We start from the raw sequence: 17,041 nt of genomic DNA, 5'->3' as shown, positions 1-17,041 counted from the left end.
AGTTGTGCTTTTGTTGTCAGCGTTTGGCGGACAAATTTTTTATGCTTCAATGCTTCGTCATCGGTAAAAGCTTTTGAGGGCTGCCCGTTTATCGGCCTTCCGAGTTCCTACCCGTTTAGACTTTGCGTTTTGTAAAAGTTATTTGCCTGTTTCCGGTGATCGATTATCCGCAAGGCTTTGCTTTGCTTCATCGCCTTCAGAGGAAATGAAGCTGAACCGGTCTGTTTTGAAGAAAGCATCAGCGTGAATCGGCGTGAAAAAGAGTTGTGCGCAGTCTGCCGGCAGTTTTCCGCAGGAAAATAAGAGACGAGCGGAGACAACGGAGAAATGTTAAACGGCTCAATCCTAACTGTTTATTCTTTTTGTTCGGATCTATCGAAGCCTTTCCGGGTCGATCTGTTCGCCTATGTTTGTTCGGCGCTGCTCGGAAGAAATCGCGGGCAAACGCTAAAAACAAGGACTCAAAACAGCATTTGATTTGCTCACCGCATACCCATTATTGGGTAATGTTCGTTGAGAGATGCGATACTCAAATATCCCCATAAATGAGGATATGTGCGCTGCGATGAAAAATAAGTGTTTTGTCAATAAAATATTAGAAGGATAAGTGCCCGCGGAGCTTTGAATGGCGGCGTTGTTGAACCATCGTTTTTGACAAATGATAAGACAAAGGAGGTGCGCAGGCAGCAAAAAGCGAGGCTCGGCCGCTTTCTCTGCGCGAATTGTGGGCGGGTCTTTGTCACGACAAACATTTGCCTGACCGGCAGCCTTGGTCGAGAAGAGGAAAATGCGTCGTCGCCCCTCGTGAGTCTGTTCGGAAATACGCAATCAAAAACCTCTTGTCGTGCATTGTCGACTTCGCAAAACATACTTGCAAAATCCTTATTTGTGGGTATTGATCCGGTGGGGAAGAGTGCGTACTTTTGCACCCGGTTTTTATTAAACAATTATATGATTACGTTATTTACATACAAAAAGAGTAGGGTGGTGCGCTTGTTCGCCTGCACGCTTTTGGCCTTTTGCAGCTCTCTGGGCGCTTGGGCAATAGATCATGTGAAGGTAGTCGACGCTAACGGCGCAGCCACTTATTTTAAGTTGGCCGAAAAGCCGGTCGTATCTTTCTCAGCTACATCACTCGTGCTCACGACGACGCAAGGGACGGTAGAATATCCCATTGCAGACTATCGCTCGTTTGAGTTTGCCGATCCTACAGACGGCATCAATCCGGCAGAAACCACATTCGGCACGCCGATTTTCTCATTTGGCGAAACGCTGAGTGGCGAACAGTTGCAGCCGGGCACGCCGGTCGTTGTCTATGACAGCAAGGGCCGCATCGTAGGTCAGCAAAACGCCGACGCTCAAGGACGCGTAGCCATTGCCCTTGGCAACACGGCAGGTATATTCATTGTAAAAACAGCAACAAAATCCTTCAAATTCATCAAGAAATGAAAAAGTTATTCTTACTTCTCTGCATAGCTCTGGCCGGACAAAAAGGCCTCGCACAATCTGTAACCATCAATAAGACCGATGGTTCAAAGGTGACGTTCACCGCTGCGGAAATCAAAAACATAGAGTTTAACGCCGGTGCGCAGCAAGCTGACACGACGCTCTTCCATACCTATAAAGGTTACATCACGGTGACGAACAGCATGTTTCAGAACAAGTACTTCGGCGACAAAGCTGAGATTCGCGTGCTTAAGACGGGCGAAAAATATCTCTGTCGCTTCGTAGACCCGCAATGGGGCGACGGCTTGTTCAGCTTGGATATGCAAGGTCAGAACATTTCCGGTACGGGTAAGATCAAAATTGCCAGCCCCGGTGGCAGCGCAAAAGAATATGAGGCTTCTTACAAAGGTACTATGCGTAACGTAGTCTTCACGATTCCCGCATTGATGGGAGGTACGACGATCAATTGGACCTTTGGCGAGCCTCCTGCTGCGATGAGCATCGCCGGAGAGTATAAGGGCACGGACGCAATTAAGGTGGGCGGCAACTTTGGCCCGTACACCGTGGCTGATGCCGTTTACAAGGTCGTGGCAAATGCAGACGGCACGATTAATGTGACTGTTCCCGAGGAACAATACAAAGATACGCCGATGGGTGACTTGACGCTGGGCAGCTTTACGGTTAGCAACATCGTTTACGATGAGACGGCTAAGGCTTTCGTGCGCGATTATAGCGGCGACGGAATCAAAGCTCACTTCACAGCGAAGAAAGGTGGCCAGGTTGTGATGGATAAGGAATATGAATTTAAGAATGCAAAGATCACGTTGAAACTGACTGAAGACGGCAAATTGACGGTTGAAAACGGCTTCCAGTTGGGTTCAATGCCTTTCCCCATCACTGCAAATTATACGGGCGAAAAACAAAGTAAATAAAGCATGAGGCTTAGTTTACGCCATATCAGCATCGTTGCAGGCTGTGCGCTCCTTTGTGGGCTCACAGCTTGTAATGGCATCTTAGGCGGCATCTATGATGAGCAGCCGGACAAGGCGGCGGTTGCGCCGGGCACACTCTATATAGATGCTTCCGGCTGGACGGACTGGCATTATGTGGACTTGGATTCGCTGGCTGCGTTGCAGGCGGCGGGCGATAGCGTCGGACTGCGCCGAGCACAAACCCATTTTACGCATTTCCCAATTCCGACGACCGGCGACAGCGGCGATGGGCGGACGGGAATCTATACGTATTGGTTTGACGTCTTCGGTCAGGGTATTGCGCACAACGAAAAGCGCGATTTTACGCCGACCGATCGGCAGAAAGAACCGCTCTCGTGGACCTTTGCCGTGCATCGCAATAATGTACGCACGAACGGCGGCGCTGTGTTGGAAACCAACTACAACGATTTAAGCGAATTGCCGGCTAACAGTGCAGACTTCTTGGGGGCTGCGTTTAAGGAGGACGAGTGGACGGAAAACACAGTCTGGGTGGATCAAAGCAAAATGCTCAATGAATTGATAGGTTGCCAGGGTATAAAGACGAATACGGTGCTTTCAAGTTGGCTTCGCTTAGAGATTCCACCGATGCCACCGGCCTTTATTCATAATAAGCACGTTTTCATTCTGCGACTGAAAAGCGGCCTTTACGCTGCGCTCCAATTAGAAAACTATATCGGTGCGGATGGCAAGAAATGCAACTTGACTATTCGTTATAAATATCCCTATTAAATATTGTGAGAGTTACACGATGAAAAGCTCTAAGTTAGCGGTATCCTTATTCCTCGCTTGTCCATTCTTTGGCTTTGGGCAAAGTGATCCCGACTCTATAAATGACGCCGGAGAGTTGCACCAGGTCGTAATAACAGGAACACGAACGCCAAAACTGTTGATGAAATCGCCCGTGTTGACCAGCGTGATTTCCGCAAAAGATATTGCGAAATCTGATGCGACAGATTTGCGCGACTTACTCCAACAGCGGATGCCCGGCGTGGAGTTTTCCTATGCGATGAATCAACAGATGCACCTTAACTTCTGCGGTTTCAGCGGACAGAGTCTGCTGATTCTCGTGGATGGTGAACGCTTGGCCGGAGAAACAATGGACGACGTGGACTTTTCGCGCTTAACGCTGGAGAATGTAGACCACATAGAAATCGTGAAAGGAGCTGCGTCGGCGCTTTATGGTTCTAATGCCGGCGGCGGTGTAATCAATATCATTACGAAGAACAAGCGTAATCCGTTTGCCCTCAACCTTAACGGACGATGGGCCAAGCATAACGAACAGCGCTATGGACTCTCTTTGCAAAACGGCGGTAAGCGATGGGATAATCTCTTTACCGTAAATCGTTTCCGGGTAGATAACTTTATGGTAAACAATGGACCGACTCCTTTAACCCGCGTAATTTCGACGATTTATGGAAATAAAACGTGGGATTTCAAAGAACAGCTGACTTATCGTCCTACTGAAAGCTGGCAACTCAAAGGGCGTGCCGGCTATTTCTTCCGCCAACTGGTGCGCACACCGGATACGCCGGAGAGATATCGCGGCTTCTCGGGCGGCTTACAGGCTTTGTGGAAGCAGAATGAGCGCGCTGATTGGGAGGCTTCTTATGCTTTCGATCAATATGATAAATCAGAATATCGCCGCTTGACAAAGGCTGACGTTAGACATTACTCAAATGTGCAAAATTCTTTCCGTCTCGTTTACAATCATCGGTTTGGAGAGAATAATGTGTTGACCGTCGGTACGGATTTCTTGCACGACTACCTCTACAACAAGAACTTAGAAGGAAAAACGCGCAAACAGGATGCCTTTGACGCCTTTGCGCAATATGATTGGAACATAGAGAAGGGGCTGGAATTAGTCGGCGCGCTTCGCTATGACTATTTTTCGGACCACCACTTTTCGCATGTTACGCCGAAAGTGAGTCTGCGCTACGAACCACTCGCTCACCTTAACCTCCGCTTGGGTTATGGTATGGGCTTTCGGGCGCCAACGCTGAAGGAGAAGTATTATGAGTTTGATATGGCCGGAATTTGGATTGTTGTGGGTAATCCTAACTTAAAAGCAGAAGTGAGTCACAACTTCAATCTCTCAGCTGAATATGCTAAAGGGGCATACAGTTTTACCCTGAATGGCTACTATAATAACATTACCAATAAAATCGCCACAGGATCGCCTTATCTGTTGAAGCCGACAGACCCCATTCCGCACCTTTCTTATATCAATCTGGCCGCCCATTCAGTAATCGGAATGGAGGCGGTTGCGCAGGGTCACTGGCGTAACGGCCTAACTGCCCGTTTGGCTTATACGCTGACGGCTGAAAACCTCCCACGCAATAAGGCCGGCGAACGTATGTCGGCGCAATATATACCCGCTCGCAAGCACTCGCTGATGGTGCACGCTGATTGGGAGCACCGCTTTCATAAAAACTTTGGCATGACCTTTGGCATCGATGGCCGCTATCTTTCGGGTGTAACTAATCCGGAATATATCGACTATTATGATGTGTCGAAAGGTATGCGTGACATAGAATATCCCGGTTATACGCTTTGGAAATTTTCGGCAGCCGGACAATTCAAGAAAGGTGTGAAGATAACGTTGGCTTTGGATAACCTCTTTAATTATCGTCCAAAGTATTATTATCTGAATAGTCCGTTGACCGATGGTATCAATGTAATGTTAGGAGTATCTATCGATATAGATAAGTTGTTTTGATGGAATGATGAGCGAATAAGAAGAGGCGATAAAGGCGCCCCTTCGTAGATTTAGCTCAAGAAATATATCGTGAGGAAGATTTCTTCCTTTTGGTAAGAATTGGCGTGAGATGGTATTAAATAGTTCTGAAAACTCTTTTTTGTTTGAAATTTTATGTTTAGATTTGCCAACAAAGGTGGTAATGAGAGCATGTAACCGCGTAACCTTACCTCTTTTGCTCCATTATGCCATAAAGTATTTCTTTGATCCGCTTTGCTTCATTCGGAACATAACGCAACGGATAAGACGATTTTCTACTCGCAATAAAGACTGCGAACGAAATAATGAACTTATTAGTGTCAGGAAAGTGAAAGCTTAGACTGACGCTCTGTGCTTGGTATATAAGACAATCAAATTATACTATAAATTATGCAAATCAAAAGAATCTTACGCTCCCTTTTCTTGGGGGGTATGGTGGTAATGGTTGCTTCGTGCGCCAAAGAAGATATCTTCGAAGAGCCCACCTTGGTCTTGTCGGAAAATAACCTGACGTTTGCGAAAGGTTTGGACGAAAAGACTATCAGCATCACAACGAATCAATCCAATTGGGTCGCTTCATCACCGCAAGAAGGGAAATGGCTCTCTATTGTACAAGATGGCAATGACTTGAAATTGAAGGTGACGGAGAATAAATTCGGTGAGGATCGGCAGACGTATGTGCTGGTAAACGCCAATGGCGCATCGGGAAAAATCAACTTGAAGCAAAGTGCTGCGGATGTGGTGTTGGATGTGATGCCGGATACCGTTTATTTCCCACGTGAAGGAGGAAGTAAAGTGGTAGATGTCACGACGAATACGACCGCCTATGATCTCGTAGCAGAAGACGAGGCTGATTGGTTGGAAATCACCAAAGGAGAAGAAGAGGTAAAACTGAAAGCTCAGCCCAATGATACCAATGAGCCGCGAACGCTTAAGTTGTTTGCGAAGAGTGGGAATCAGGCGAAAGAAATTGTGATCAAGCAGGCTGGTAAGCTCACATATATACTCGCGATAAATCCCGGAAATCCGGTAGACGTACATAAGATTATGTCGTTTGAGTTGGGCCGCGGTAGCTATTTGCGCGACTACCAAAATGCCTATCCGCAGTATGGTATGGAGGAAATGTATACTTTCGTGACGGCTTCTCCGATCTTTACCCTTATTCAATATAGTACGCCTGATGGCATTGTGCCCTCAAGCATCGTTACGGTAGGAGATGGCAAGAAGGCGGTCAAAGCTTGCAAATCGAGCGATTTTGAGAAATTCTTGTTTGCCAACGGCTATCGCCGCGTAGATCCGAACTCAAAGAAAGACTATATATCTGACAAAGAGATGCTCAAACTGAATGTGACCATCTCTGAGAAATCAGGCCAAGAAGGCGTGAATATGACCTTCCGACCCTTTATTAAGCAAGACGCTCCTCACCCTACGTTCGCATCACTTCCATATTGCCCCTTGGAGTTGCTCCAGAAGGAAAATAAAAAGGTGGCTGACGTAGAAGCGTATGAGCGTAGCGTTGGTAGTCAGGAGACCTCTCGTATTATGAATGAGAATAATCCTTCAGAGGTCGAGATTTTACAATATAAGATGGCCGGCAATACGCAGCCTTTCTATAGCCGTGGATACATTTTCTATGATACAAATCCGAAAGGTTCTGTTGATGCGAAAATGTTGGGTAGTGTGGAAACTGGCATTTTGCTCTTTGAAGATATGAGTCTGGGACTTTGGAAAAACGGAAAAGACTGGCTCGTTACGGAAGAGTTAACTGAACTCTTGGGCAAAGAGGGCTTTATTTATATCAAAACGAGTGGCACAAATCACTTCTTCGGCCGCGAGAGCGATCGATTGGTTATTTCCGTTACGCCTATCTCGGATGATAATAGACCCGTATTGGCCTTGCTCTTTAGCTACAGACCTGAAGTCTTTAAAAGTAATAGTTTGATTGAGCGCACTGCAGTGTTGCGTAAGACTTCTGCATTGATGATGCAGCAGCTGAAGCGCAATAAGCATTTGTTCAAACACTAAAAGAAGGCCTTTATGTATACATTATATAATAAGCTGAAATGGGTAGTGTCAATCGTCGTGCTAGCAGCAGTAACCGCCGCTTGTTCGGATACGACCGACTATGAGCGTCCAACGTTGACGGTTTCAGCACAAAACTTGTCTTTTGGCAAACTGATGGACGAACAGTTTATCCACGTCGCTTCAAATCGATCCTCTTGGATTGCCTCTTCTTCGGCTGAAGAAGAATGGCTTTCATTAGAGCGTAAAGGCGATAGCTTGTCCGTTCGCGTAAAAAACAACGAGACAGGCTTGACACGCAGCAGTGCCATTATCATTGACGCCGGCTTGGCTGTACAGAAGGTTATGGTTAGCCAAAGTGCAGACGACGTTGTTTTGGGCGTTGATGGCGGAGAGATTATCGTGCCTCAAGCCGGAGGAAATGTGACGGCAGAGGTACAGGCGAACATCCCTGACTATACAATAACGCCGGAGGAGTCTGCACAATGGCTAAAGGTCATTAAAAAGAAGCACGGGCTGAAAGTCTTTGCAGAGCGTAATGGGACAATACAGGCAAGAACTGCTGCTTTTCTCTTGCGTAGTGGTGAGCATCAATCACGGATTGTGGTAAAGCAACCCGGCATTGAAGTGTTTGTCTTAGCTTGTAATCCCGGTTCTCCCTTCAATGTTCATAAGGTAATGGACAATGAAATACGTCGCGGCGGCTTTCTTACTGAGTATGCAGCGCCGGATCCCAGCTTTGATCTAACGGAAGAAAGCTATTTTTTCAAAACGCCCTCTCCTTTGTTTAAAGATATTGTCTATGTCCACGATACGCAAACAGGGTCAGCGACAAGAATCTTTACGCGTTCTTTTTCCAGAGCCGGTATAGACGCTGTGCGCTCACAGGCCTTCAAAGATTATGCTGCACAATTTGGTTACGTTCAATCAACTGCAGACCCTAACGTCTTTGTTAGCGATGCAGAAAAAATGATGATCAAGGTGGATGTGCTCGAAGAAAACAACAGCGTGGTCCTCTTCTTTGAACAAATACAAGTGCAAGAGAAGGATTATCCAACTTTTGCAAAGCTTGACCTCGGCCCTCTGCATTTATTGCACAAGACGGACAAAAAGACGGCTGACGTCTTGGCTTTTGAACAAGGAGAGAATAGCACGCTGAATAGCAGCAAGAAGAATCGCTTGAATGAAGTGGAGGCCTATTCCTTTGATACAAAGAAAGCGCCCCTTGTCAATCGCACATATTTCTTCTACACAAAAGGTGCAGATGCCTCCATTTCCGATGAATGGGTTGGTAGTGTAGAACAATATACTTTGAACTTTAGTGAGCCCAATTTAGGCGTTTGGCAAAACGGCCGCAATTGGAATATAACAAAGCGCTTTGATGCGCTGTTGCGCGAGAACGGTTTCGAGTTTATAGAAGACTATGGCAAATACCACGTGTATGGTCGTCGTTCTGACAATTTAGTGTTAGCGATAAAAGGCGATAAGTTCGTCGACATCAATGACAATAAACCAGTCTTGCAAATTGGTGTACTCTATAAACCTAGCGTGTTCTCCAGTTCTAAATTCAAAGTTTCTGCAGCCGTTCAGCAATGTATTAAAAGTTTGCAGCAACATTAACGCTTCACACCTTAATTAAAATGAAACATTTAATTCTATATACGCTCTTATTGTTTGGAGCAGCAGGATTTTCCTCCTGCTCTGACGATTGGAGTTTGACAGATGGGCAAAACACGCGCAGCCAGACCTCAGTTGATGGCGTGACGGCCATTGCTGGGCGAGTGAATATTAAAGTAGCCCCCGAAGCCACACAGTCCATCAAGTTTGAGCAACCCGGAGTCGTATCCTTGCAGAGTGTTCCCAGTCCGATGCTGAAGACTTTAAGAAGCGTCGGCACTTATAAAGTTGAGCGTCTATTTGCACCTTGCGGCCAATACGAAGGACGCACCAAGGCTGCGGGTTTGGATCGTTGGTACACCGTTTATTTTGATGAGAAGCAAGATCTGCAAGAAGCCATCAAGCGCTTCGAACGCGTAGATCAGATTCAGAAGGTTGAAAAAGTGATTCCTGTAGCTTTGCCCAAGACGCAGCAACTTTCAACCCCTTCTGCACCGCGTCTGAAAGAAGCTGCTGTTGCTGCGCCGTTCAATGATCCCCGCTTACAAGAGCAGTGGCATTACCACAACGACGGCACGTTGAGCAATAAAAGCAAGGCTGGTGCAGACTGTAATATTTGGCCCGTATGGAAGAAATATACGACGGGTAAGCCCAATGTCATTGTTGCCATCATTGATGGCGGTATTGAAGTAAACCACGAAGATCTCAAGGCTTCGATGCACATCAACCAAATAGAAATGGATGGCACGCCCGGCGTTGACGACGACGGTAATGGCTTTGTAGATGATATTTATGGTTACAACTTCGTAGAAGCTCAAGATGCTGTAGGTGGAAAGATTGAACCCGATGAAGGTGGCCACGGCACGCACGTGGCCGGAACGGTTGCAGCGCGCAACAATAACGGCGTTGGCGTTGGTGGAATTGCCGGTGGCGATGGCACAGCCAATTCCGGCGTTCGTTTGTTGAGTTGCCAGATCTTTCGAAAGAGAGGCGAAGAAGGCGATGCGGCCAAAGCTATCAAGTATGCGGCCGATAATGGGGCCGTTATAGCCCAGTGCTCTTGGGGTTACAATTCTTCCGAAGGTGTTACCCAACTCCCGGCATCACTCAAAGAAGCGATGGATTATTTCATCCAATATGCCGGTTGTGATAACCAAGGCAATCAGAAAGCCGACTCCCCGATGAAAGGCGGTGTGATGATCTTTGCAGCGGGCAATGAAGACAAAGAGTTTGAGGCCTTCCCCGCCAGCTATCCTAAGGTAATTTCCGTATCCTCCATGGCTTGGGATTTTAGCAAAGCAAGCTATTCCAACTATGCCGACTGGGTTAGTATTATGGCTCCCGGTGGTGATCAAGACGTGTTCGGCTTAAAGGGTGGTGTACTCAGTACCGTTCCCAAGCGCAATGATAGTTCCGGTTACGGCTTTATGCAAGGCACGTCAATGGCCTGCCCTCACGTCTCCGGTATCGCAGCCCTCGTTGTTTCCTATTTTGGGCAGCAAGGCTTCACCAACGACCAACTCAAGGCGCGTTTGATGTCGGCCTTCCGTCCTTACAACATCGACGAATTGAATCCTTCCTATAAAGGCAAGTTGGGCCGGGGCTTTATCGATGCTGAAGCAGCTTTTGCTGAAGACAAAGGCATTGCTCCAGCGCAAGTCTCCGGTATGAGTGTCACGCCCGATTATGTTACGCTTGATCTGAAATGGTCAGTTGCTTCCGATGGCGATGACCGGACCGCTACATTCTATAATGTATACATCAGCGACAAGGCCCTCAATGCGGCCGCCTTGGCTTCGCTTCAGCCGATCCGCATTAACGGCACCGGTTATCCCCTTGGTAGTTTCATTAAGCACCGTTTTGAATCCTTACGCGACAATACAACTTATTATATGGCTATTGTAGCTGTCGATCGTTGGGGACATACAGCGCCGCCCGCTTTCGTTGAAGGCACGACGAAACTCAATCACGCCCCCGTTATCAATGGCTTCCCGCAAGGCCAGCAAGTTGTTAGCGGAGATGCCAAGAGTAGTTTCAGTTTCTCAGTCAATGATCCTGACGGCCATAAATGGGAGTATCAACTGACGGGCGATACAAAAGGCGTTGTAGCCAAGCGTGCTGATAATCAAATCAACATCACGATTTGGCCCATCTTATCTGCCGGGGAATATCAATTCACCTTCACGGCCACCGACGATTTAGGTGCTGCTACGAGTCAAGTCCTGAAGTTTAAGGTTGGCAACCAGACGCCGACGCAGTTGGCTACCGCTTTCGAAAACCTGATTATTGGCTTAGATGAAGGCACAAAGACAATCTCTTTGCCCGAACATTATCAATATGCTTCCGGCGAACGTCTTCATTTCTCGGTCGTTTCAGGTAATGAAAAGGTAGTGAAGGGTATGGTCGATACCGAAGGCCGCCTCGAACTCCGCGCAGAGGGCAAAGGTACAACGAAAGTTCAAGTACGAGCTACCGACAGTCGTAAATCTGTGGTCGAAAGCAGCTTCCAAGTGCGCGTCGTAGATCATATTGCAGCTCCCGTTTATATGGTATATCCCATTCCGGTGAAGCGCGACCTCAACGCCTTGCTTAATCCCAAGTTGACGTCGGCTACCTTTATCATCTCCACGCCAACGGGCGAAGAGGTCCTGCGCCGTACGGTTTCAGCCAATGCGCTCCACGTTGCCTCCGTTGATCTCAGCAAACTCGCTCCGGCCACTTATCGCCTTACGATTCTCACGGCCCAAGGCAAACATCAACAACTATTTATCAAACGCTAAAAACGATTTGCCATGCAACATAAAATAAAATGGATAGCTTGTGCCGTTTTTGCCTTGTGCGCCACCACCGGTCGCGCACAGGGCCGCGCCTTGCCCTTTCTGATGCTCAATCCCGATGCGCGTGCTCAGAGTTTAGGCAATACCTCCGTCGGCTTGTCACAAGGGATGTATCTCTATACCAACCCTTCCAGTGCTTTCTATACGGATAAAAAAGCCTCCGTTGACGCATCGCTGTCTTTCTTTCCCAAAGAGGAGGGAGCTACCGGCCATCTTGGTATTTATACGGCTACGGGTCATTGGCGTCCGGCTAAATCTCACGCCGTTATGTTGGGCTTCCGATACGCTGGCGGCTTGACTTTCCCGGGTTATGACCTTTTCGGCCAGCCCACCAAAGACTATAAGCCTTTTGATTGGGCTTTAGACTTAGGTTATGCCTACCGCTTTACGCCCGAATTGTCCGTCTTTGCTTCCGGCTCATTCTTTTATAGCCACTTGAGCAGCAATGCGCGTGGCGGAGCCTTCGGCTTGGGCGCTACCTATCATAAGCGCGATGTCCGCCTCGGTAGTCGTGTGGCTGCTTATACTTTGACGGCAAAGGTTTCTGATCTCGGCCCGAAGTTAGACTATGGTAATACCGAGGCCGATTTGCCCGCTTCTGCTACTTTAGGTGGCGAGTTTGCAATGGCTTTATCAGAGCAACACGCCCTTGCCGCAACGCTCGGCGCACGCTACTATTTTCTGCCCAAGGATTCCCACTTGTTTACATCCGGCATAGGCGTAGAATATACCTACGACAAGAAATATTCACTCCGTGCCGGCTACGAATTAGCGGAGCACAATATGAGTCACGCCACCTTTGGCGCCGGCGTTAAGTTGGGCGGCTTCAAACTCAATGCCGCTTATGCGCTTAAGACGAATGAAGATGGTACGAATCATTTCAGTCTCGGTCTTGGCTTCGATTTCTAAGACATTCATACAACATTCTTAAAACATAAAATAAATGAAGAAACTTTCCACTCTGCTTTGCTGCCTTGCGTTTGGCTTGACAGCATCAGCACAAATTACCGAAACACCCGAGGGTGTTATGCACGACAATCTTTATCGCCACAGCGATGCTTACGTTCGTGGCTGGACGAGCAGTAAGCCTGGCGTCTATGATGGCGCTGTCGGCAAACTCGTAGAAGCTCCTGATGGTACACTCTACATCTTCAACCCCATTTCTTCGCTCGCGAGCGACACCTGGTTGAAACTCGACAAGGTGAGCGATGGAAAATACGTTGCTAAATTGCCACAACTCATCTATTCTTATATGGAGGATGATGACGATGAAGAGGCTGGCGAAGGCACGCAGCACAATTTCTACGCACAGCGTATGGTGAAGTCCGGCGACACTTATGTTGTTTCGAGCGAAACGAGTGAGATCAATTTTACTTGGAACGGCTCTAAACTCGAAATGGAAAATACGGCGGGCAGCTCCGTCATACTTGGCGTAGCCGATAAAGACAAAAAATGGTACGAACATGGCTCTTGGACGCTTACCTTCTCCACTTTGCCCAGCGGACTCATTACGCCGCCGGCCGGTGCTAAGGAGAAGCAGTATCAGATTGCCTATACCGGTAGCACGACGGCGCGCATACTCGATGGCCGCGTTGATGGCAATGATATTTATGTCAAAGGTCTTTCTACGGCTGGCGTGTTCAAAGATGCTTGGGTCAAGTTTACCATCGATGGCGATAAGGTAAAGATGGCCGGTGCTCAATATTTGGGACAAGCAAAGCGCGAAGATTTTGGCGGATATAGCAGCGATAAGTCTGCTTACCACGTCTATGCGATGACCTATAAGCGTTTGGGCAACGACGAACTCGAACTCAAAGACGAGATCACTTTTGATTACGACGCTGCGCGTGGAAAATTCACCACAAAGGATGCCGTTTGCATTACGATTGGTTACCAAAATCCCAACGAAGACAACACGAAAGAGACGATGCGCGCCCTTTCGTTCACGCCTTACTCCGATCAAGTGGGTAATCCGGAAGCACCTACGCTCTACTACTGCACAGCTACGCCGAGCTACGACTATACTGAGTTGCTGACAACTTTTGCCTTCTACGTGAAAAATGCTGATGTCGATGGCAACTATCTCAGTCCGGACAGCATGTATTACAACATCTTCATCAACGATGCTGAGCAGCCCTACACTTTTGTAAAGAAAACCTATTCTTTCAACAAGGAAGATATGACTGATATTCCTTATATGTACAAGGACAGCCAGAATAAAGACATCAAGGTTGTTGACAATATGCGATTCATCCATTTCTACGACAAGGGTATCGACTCTGTAGCCGTACAGATGGTTTATAAGAGTGGCGACAAACTCTATAAGAGTGAATTGCTTCGTGCAAAAGTCGACAAAACCGCGTCTGTTCACGGCGTAGAACTGAATCCGGCTGCCGGACGTGAAGAATACTTCGACCTTGAAGGCCGTCGTTTGAATGCACCGGTTAAGGGTATCAACATCGTGCGCCGCGCTGATGGTAAGACCTACAAGGTTTTGGTGAAATAAAGTGCTTATCTTACCCATTTCAGTAAGATAAAGCGCCAAAATGCGTTAGCGGGAGATGCTCTAAAGGCATCTCTCGCTTTTTGATTATTGGCATCGCATCTGCAACGATTAGATAAATCTCACTCGAAAGTTGTCAAATATAGTAACATTCCATATATTTGCAACATGAATAGAAAGATAAGGACATACGGCGGCTACTTTGAGGCGTTTATGTTCGAACTCGAAGAGAAGGTACAAGAGAAAATACAGTACGGGTTGCTATTGCTAAAAATACAGGATAGACTTTCGACAAAGTTTGTAAAGGCTATTAGAGACGGACTGTTTGAATTGCGTACTGAATATAAAGGCAATATCTATCGCGTGTTTTTTATTTTTGATGAGGGACAAGTAGTTGTGTTATTTAATGGCTTTCAAAAAAAGACACAAAGAACACCACGTAAGGAGATAGATAAAGCCTTAGCTATAAAGGAGGATTATTATGAGCACAAACAATCATCAAGTAGTCGATTATGATTCAGTTTTAGATGCCAAGTTTGGCAAGATGGGGAGCTTGGAGCGTATGAAGCACGAAGAAGAAGCCCGTGCTTTTTATGCGGCTCAAATTTTGCTGCAAGCACGTAAGGAAGCTAAACTCACACAGAGCGAACTGGCTAAGCGTGTGGGTACGACGAAGTCTTACATCTCTAAAATTGAAAACGGTGTGATAGAACCCGGCGTTGGCTTGTTCTTTCGCCTGATTGCAGCAATGGACTTACGCATTGATATCAGTCGACCTTTAGGTTTATAAGGTTAACGATGTAAAGGCTATAACGCATTATTTAGCGAGTGCGGGAGATATTTTGTTGAATATCTCCCGCACTTTTTGCTTGCAATCTGCAGTCTATAAGGTCGTATCGTGATAGCCTGCTTAAAGCGCGCCTTTTTGAAATACTTTGTGCCATTTCGAGCCCACGTTGATCAGTTTACCCTCCGCTTCGAGTTGGCGGGCCAAGGCGTAAGTTTTGGCAGTGGAGAGTTGAAACCGGTCGCGCAAGTCGCTGATCTGTAAAATGGGCACTGCCGCAAAGGCTTCGGTCAAGACGCTCGCAATGGTGGAGGCTGACGGCATAGCTTTGTTGGGCCGAGGTTGATTCAGCAGCACAAACTTTGCCTCTTTCATCTGTCCCATTACCTCCTTTTCAGGCTGAAAGCGAATGGTCCGCACCTGCGGCCGCAGCAAGCGCGGGCGATGCGTTCGCGGGTGCGTGCGCAGTTCTCCCTTGATGGCGAGCGAGAAGAATCCCAAGCCCGGCAAGTGTACGCGGTTGCCCGCCAAGAGTTGCGCTTTCAGTTCCTTACTCAGCGCCTCGAGCGCACCGGCCAAGTCGCTCATCGAGAAAGTCGTACCCCTCTCAATGTTGCGCCCCATCTCCTGCAAGGAAGCCGTGGCATAGGGCGCACAAAGCGCCTTAAATGGTTTTTTACTGGCGAGTTTTCCACTCGTCGGAATCAGTTTGTAAGATACAGTCATACTGTTTACGGATTTAAAGTTAGAAAATAAATGATTGCCCGCTCCGCCAATTTTGACAAGGCTTGATGGGCTTACGTTGTTTTCACGACAAAAAAGGTTTCAGCTCACGATGAAAAAGGCTTGCGCTCGTGAGAAAAAAGGTCTACGCTCGTGAGCGTACACGCATTAACTCTGCTCGTGTGTGTCACAAATGCGTCGAGAGTAGTAGGTTTTTCAGGCCTTTCAGCTCTGATTTCCATCCCTCGTTCGCTTGTCGTCGGCAAAGGTAAACATAAAAGTGGAATGGGCCAAGCCCTGCCCGATGCCAATGAGTGCCGCGCCAACTTTGCTGCCCGAAAAGTGCGGGCGAAGCCTCGAATAACGCACGAAAAACGAGTGTCTATCATACTTAAATCCATTAAAAATGACGTGCACTCCCTCGAAAGTTAAACATTGATAATTCATTTCCCCATCGCCGGCGCCCCTTTTCCCCCGTTGCGCAGCGTGCGTGGGGCGGCTTGCTCCCGCTTACGGGCATAGTTTGTCAAAATCCCATTCCCCTCCGTTGTAAAGTAAGTCGGCCGCCACGTGTAGTCCGTTGGCCGTTAAAATTATCCTCTCATCGTAGCGTCGCAATGCAAAATTAGCTAACTTCGCCGCGAGTTATGAGACGTTTATTGCTTCTTGTGAGCCTCTTTTCCGCCTTCCTGTCGCTCGCCGCGCGACCGGTAGCCGCAGAGATTGCCCCCGACGATTCGGTGGCCTTGCCTATCTATGTGCAAGTCGGGAAGGTGAAGTACAAAGGCGATAGCATTCCGCACGTAATCCTGCCTACGCTTTACAAATATCCACCGATGGAGTTTAAGAACGAGGCCGAGCGGCAGGAATATAACCGACTCGTCTCTAACATCAAACTCCTCTTGCCGCTGGCCAAACTCGTGCGCTACACGATAATAGAGACCTACGATTATCTTCGCCTCCTGCCCGATAAAAAGAGCCGGCAAGCTCACATTGATCGTATGGAAGCCGACCTAAAGCGCAGGTACGGCCCGATGATTCGCAAGCTGACGCGCTCCCAAGGCCGCCTGCTGCTCAAACTGATCGATCGCGAGTGTAACCAGACGGGCTATAATATTGCCAAAGCTTTTATCGGTTCTTTTCGAGCCAACTTATACCAGTCCATAGGCCTGTTGTTTGGCAACAGTCTTTCGCGTCATTATGATCCAAACGGCGACGACCGCTACACAGAACGCGTCGTGCGCCTCGTCGAGAGTGGACAGATTTAAGTCTTCTCAAGATTTCTTGCTTCCTTTTGTGGAAAACGCATCTTATTCTTTGGTTTTCTTGCTGCTTTGCCGTAACTTCGCCTCGAAACGATGCGCCGGAGAGCAATGAAAG

At 47.7% G+C, this 17,041-nt stretch carries 13 protein-coding genes; 12 read left to right on the top strand and 1 reads right to left on the bottom strand.

Annotated features, from left to right (window positions below):
- Positions 1–951 precede the first annotated feature (951 nt).
- From GCWU000325_RS01350 to GCWU000325_RS01300, 11 genes are all read left to right on the top strand, one after another.
- On the top strand, positions 952–1,449 hold the full coding sequence (locus GCWU000325_RS01350; protein ID WP_050756598.1) for a hypothetical protein: 498 nt from the start codon (positions 952–954) through the stop codon (positions 1,447–1,449).
- A complete protein-coding gene (locus GCWU000325_RS01345; RefSeq protein ID WP_006254143.1) occupies positions 1,446–2,378 on the top strand; it encodes a calycin-like domain-containing protein in 933 nt (310 codons plus the stop codon). The genes GCWU000325_RS01350 and GCWU000325_RS01345 overlap by 4 nt, the downstream gene beginning before the upstream one ends.
- A gap of 3 nt (positions 2,379–2,381) precedes the next feature.
- On the top strand, positions 2,382–3,167 hold the full coding sequence (locus GCWU000325_RS01340) for an HmuY family protein (RefSeq protein ID WP_006254142.1): 786 nt from the start codon (positions 2,382–2,384) through the stop codon (positions 3,165–3,167).
- A 19-nt stretch (positions 3,168–3,186) separates the two neighbouring features.
- Positions 3,187–5,154 carry a TonB-dependent receptor plug domain-containing protein gene (locus tag GCWU000325_RS01335; protein WP_006254141.1) on the top strand — a complete coding sequence of 656 codons (1,968 nt, stop codon included), beginning with the start codon at positions 3,187–3,189 and terminating at the stop codon, positions 5,152–5,154.
- Between the two features lie 408 nt (positions 5,155–5,562).
- The gene (locus tag GCWU000325_RS01330; protein WP_006254138.1) at positions 5,563–7,197 is read left to right on the top strand and encodes a BACON domain-containing protein; all 1,635 of its coding nucleotides are present in this window, start codon (positions 5,563–5,565) and stop codon (positions 7,195–7,197) included.
- A 12-nt stretch (positions 7,198–7,209) separates the two neighbouring features.
- Positions 7,210–8,814 (top strand): BACON domain-containing protein, encoded by a 1,605-nt coding sequence (locus tag GCWU000325_RS01325; protein WP_006254137.1) that lies wholly within the window; start codon positions 7,210–7,212, stop codon positions 8,812–8,814.
- 20 nt (positions 8,815–8,834) lie between these two features.
- Positions 8,835–11,591 carry a S8 family serine peptidase gene (locus GCWU000325_RS01320; RefSeq protein WP_006254136.1) on the top strand — a complete coding sequence of 919 codons (2,757 nt, stop codon included), beginning with the start codon at positions 8,835–8,837 and terminating at the stop codon, positions 11,589–11,591.
- A 12-nt stretch (positions 11,592–11,603) separates the two neighbouring features.
- Positions 11,604–12,557 (top strand): PorV/PorQ family protein, encoded by a 954-nt coding sequence (locus tag GCWU000325_RS01315; RefSeq protein WP_006254135.1) that lies wholly within the window; start codon positions 11,604–11,606, stop codon positions 12,555–12,557.
- Between the two features lie 34 nt (positions 12,558–12,591).
- Positions 12,592–14,154: a hypothetical protein gene (locus GCWU000325_RS01310; RefSeq protein WP_006254134.1), complete on the top strand. Its 1,563-nt coding sequence runs from the start codon at positions 12,592–12,594 to the stop codon at positions 14,152–14,154.
- Between the two features lie 165 nt (positions 14,155–14,319).
- Positions 14,320–14,667 (top strand): type II toxin-antitoxin system RelE/ParE family toxin, encoded by a 348-nt coding sequence (locus tag GCWU000325_RS01305; RefSeq protein ID WP_006254133.1) that lies wholly within the window; start codon positions 14,320–14,322, stop codon positions 14,665–14,667.
- On the top strand, positions 14,633–14,941 hold the full coding sequence (locus GCWU000325_RS01300) for a helix-turn-helix domain-containing protein (protein ID WP_040598740.1): 309 nt from the start codon (positions 14,633–14,635) through the stop codon (positions 14,939–14,941). The genes GCWU000325_RS01305 and GCWU000325_RS01300 overlap by 35 nt, the downstream gene beginning before the upstream one ends.
- Positions 14,942–15,061: 120 nt before the next feature.
- On the opposite strand, the gene GCWU000325_RS01295 is transcribed toward GCWU000325_RS01300, so the two are convergent.
- Positions 15,062–15,664: an HU family DNA-binding protein gene (locus GCWU000325_RS01295; RefSeq protein WP_006254131.1), complete on the bottom strand. Its 603-nt coding sequence runs from the start codon at positions 15,662–15,664 to the stop codon at positions 15,062–15,064.
- A gap of 644 nt (positions 15,665–16,308) precedes the next feature.
- Here GCWU000325_RS01295 and GCWU000325_RS01285 point away from each other — a divergent pair.
- Positions 16,309–16,929 (top strand): DUF4294 domain-containing protein, encoded by a 621-nt coding sequence (locus GCWU000325_RS01285; RefSeq protein ID WP_006254128.1) that lies wholly within the window; start codon positions 16,309–16,311, stop codon positions 16,927–16,929.
- The last annotated feature ends 112 nt before the right edge of the window (positions 16,930–17,041 follow it).

It is taken from the genome of Alloprevotella tannerae ATCC 51259, from assembly GCF_000159995.1.
GTDB classification, from domain to species: Bacteria; Bacteroidota; Bacteroidia; order Bacteroidales; family Bacteroidaceae; genus Alloprevotella; species Alloprevotella tannerae.
This window is presented reverse-complemented; position numbering and strand designations above follow the sequence as displayed.

Coding starts and splice junctions, on each gene's coding strand:
- GCWU000325_RS01325 (WP_006254137.1), top strand. CDS start 7,210: ATGTATACATTATATAATAAGCTGAAATGGGTAGTGTCAATCGTCGTG.
- GCWU000325_RS01295 (WP_006254131.1), bottom strand. CDS start 15,664: ATGACTGTATCTTACAAACTGATTCCGACGAGTGGAAAACTCGCCAGT.
- GCWU000325_RS01310 (WP_006254134.1), top strand. CDS start 12,592: ATGAAGAAACTTTCCACTCTGCTTTGCTGCCTTGCGTTTGGCTTGACA.
- GCWU000325_RS01340 (WP_006254142.1), top strand. CDS start 2,382: ATGAGGCTTAGTTTACGCCATATCAGCATCGTTGCAGGCTGTGCGCTC.
- GCWU000325_RS01285 (WP_006254128.1), top strand. CDS start 16,309: ATGAGACGTTTATTGCTTCTTGTGAGCCTCTTTTCCGCCTTCCTGTCG.
- GCWU000325_RS01315 (WP_006254135.1), top strand. CDS start 11,604: ATGCAACATAAAATAAAATGGATAGCTTGTGCCGTTTTTGCCTTGTGC.
- GCWU000325_RS01305 (WP_006254133.1), top strand. CDS start 14,320: ATGAATAGAAAGATAAGGACATACGGCGGCTACTTTGAGGCGTTTATG.
- GCWU000325_RS01335 (WP_006254141.1), top strand. CDS start 3,187: ATGAAAAGCTCTAAGTTAGCGGTATCCTTATTCCTCGCTTGTCCATTC.
- GCWU000325_RS01320 (WP_006254136.1), top strand. CDS start 8,835: ATGAAACATTTAATTCTATATACGCTCTTATTGTTTGGAGCAGCAGGA.
- GCWU000325_RS01300 (WP_040598740.1), top strand. CDS start 14,633: ATGAGCACAAACAATCATCAAGTAGTCGATTATGATTCAGTTTTAGAT.
- GCWU000325_RS01330 (WP_006254138.1), top strand. CDS start 5,563: ATGCAAATCAAAAGAATCTTACGCTCCCTTTTCTTGGGGGGTATGGTG.
- GCWU000325_RS01350 (WP_050756598.1), top strand. CDS start 952: ATGATTACGTTATTTACATACAAAAAGAGTAGGGTGGTGCGCTTGTTC.
- GCWU000325_RS01345 (WP_006254143.1), top strand. CDS start 1,446: ATGAAAAAGTTATTCTTACTTCTCTGCATAGCTCTGGCCGGACAAAAA.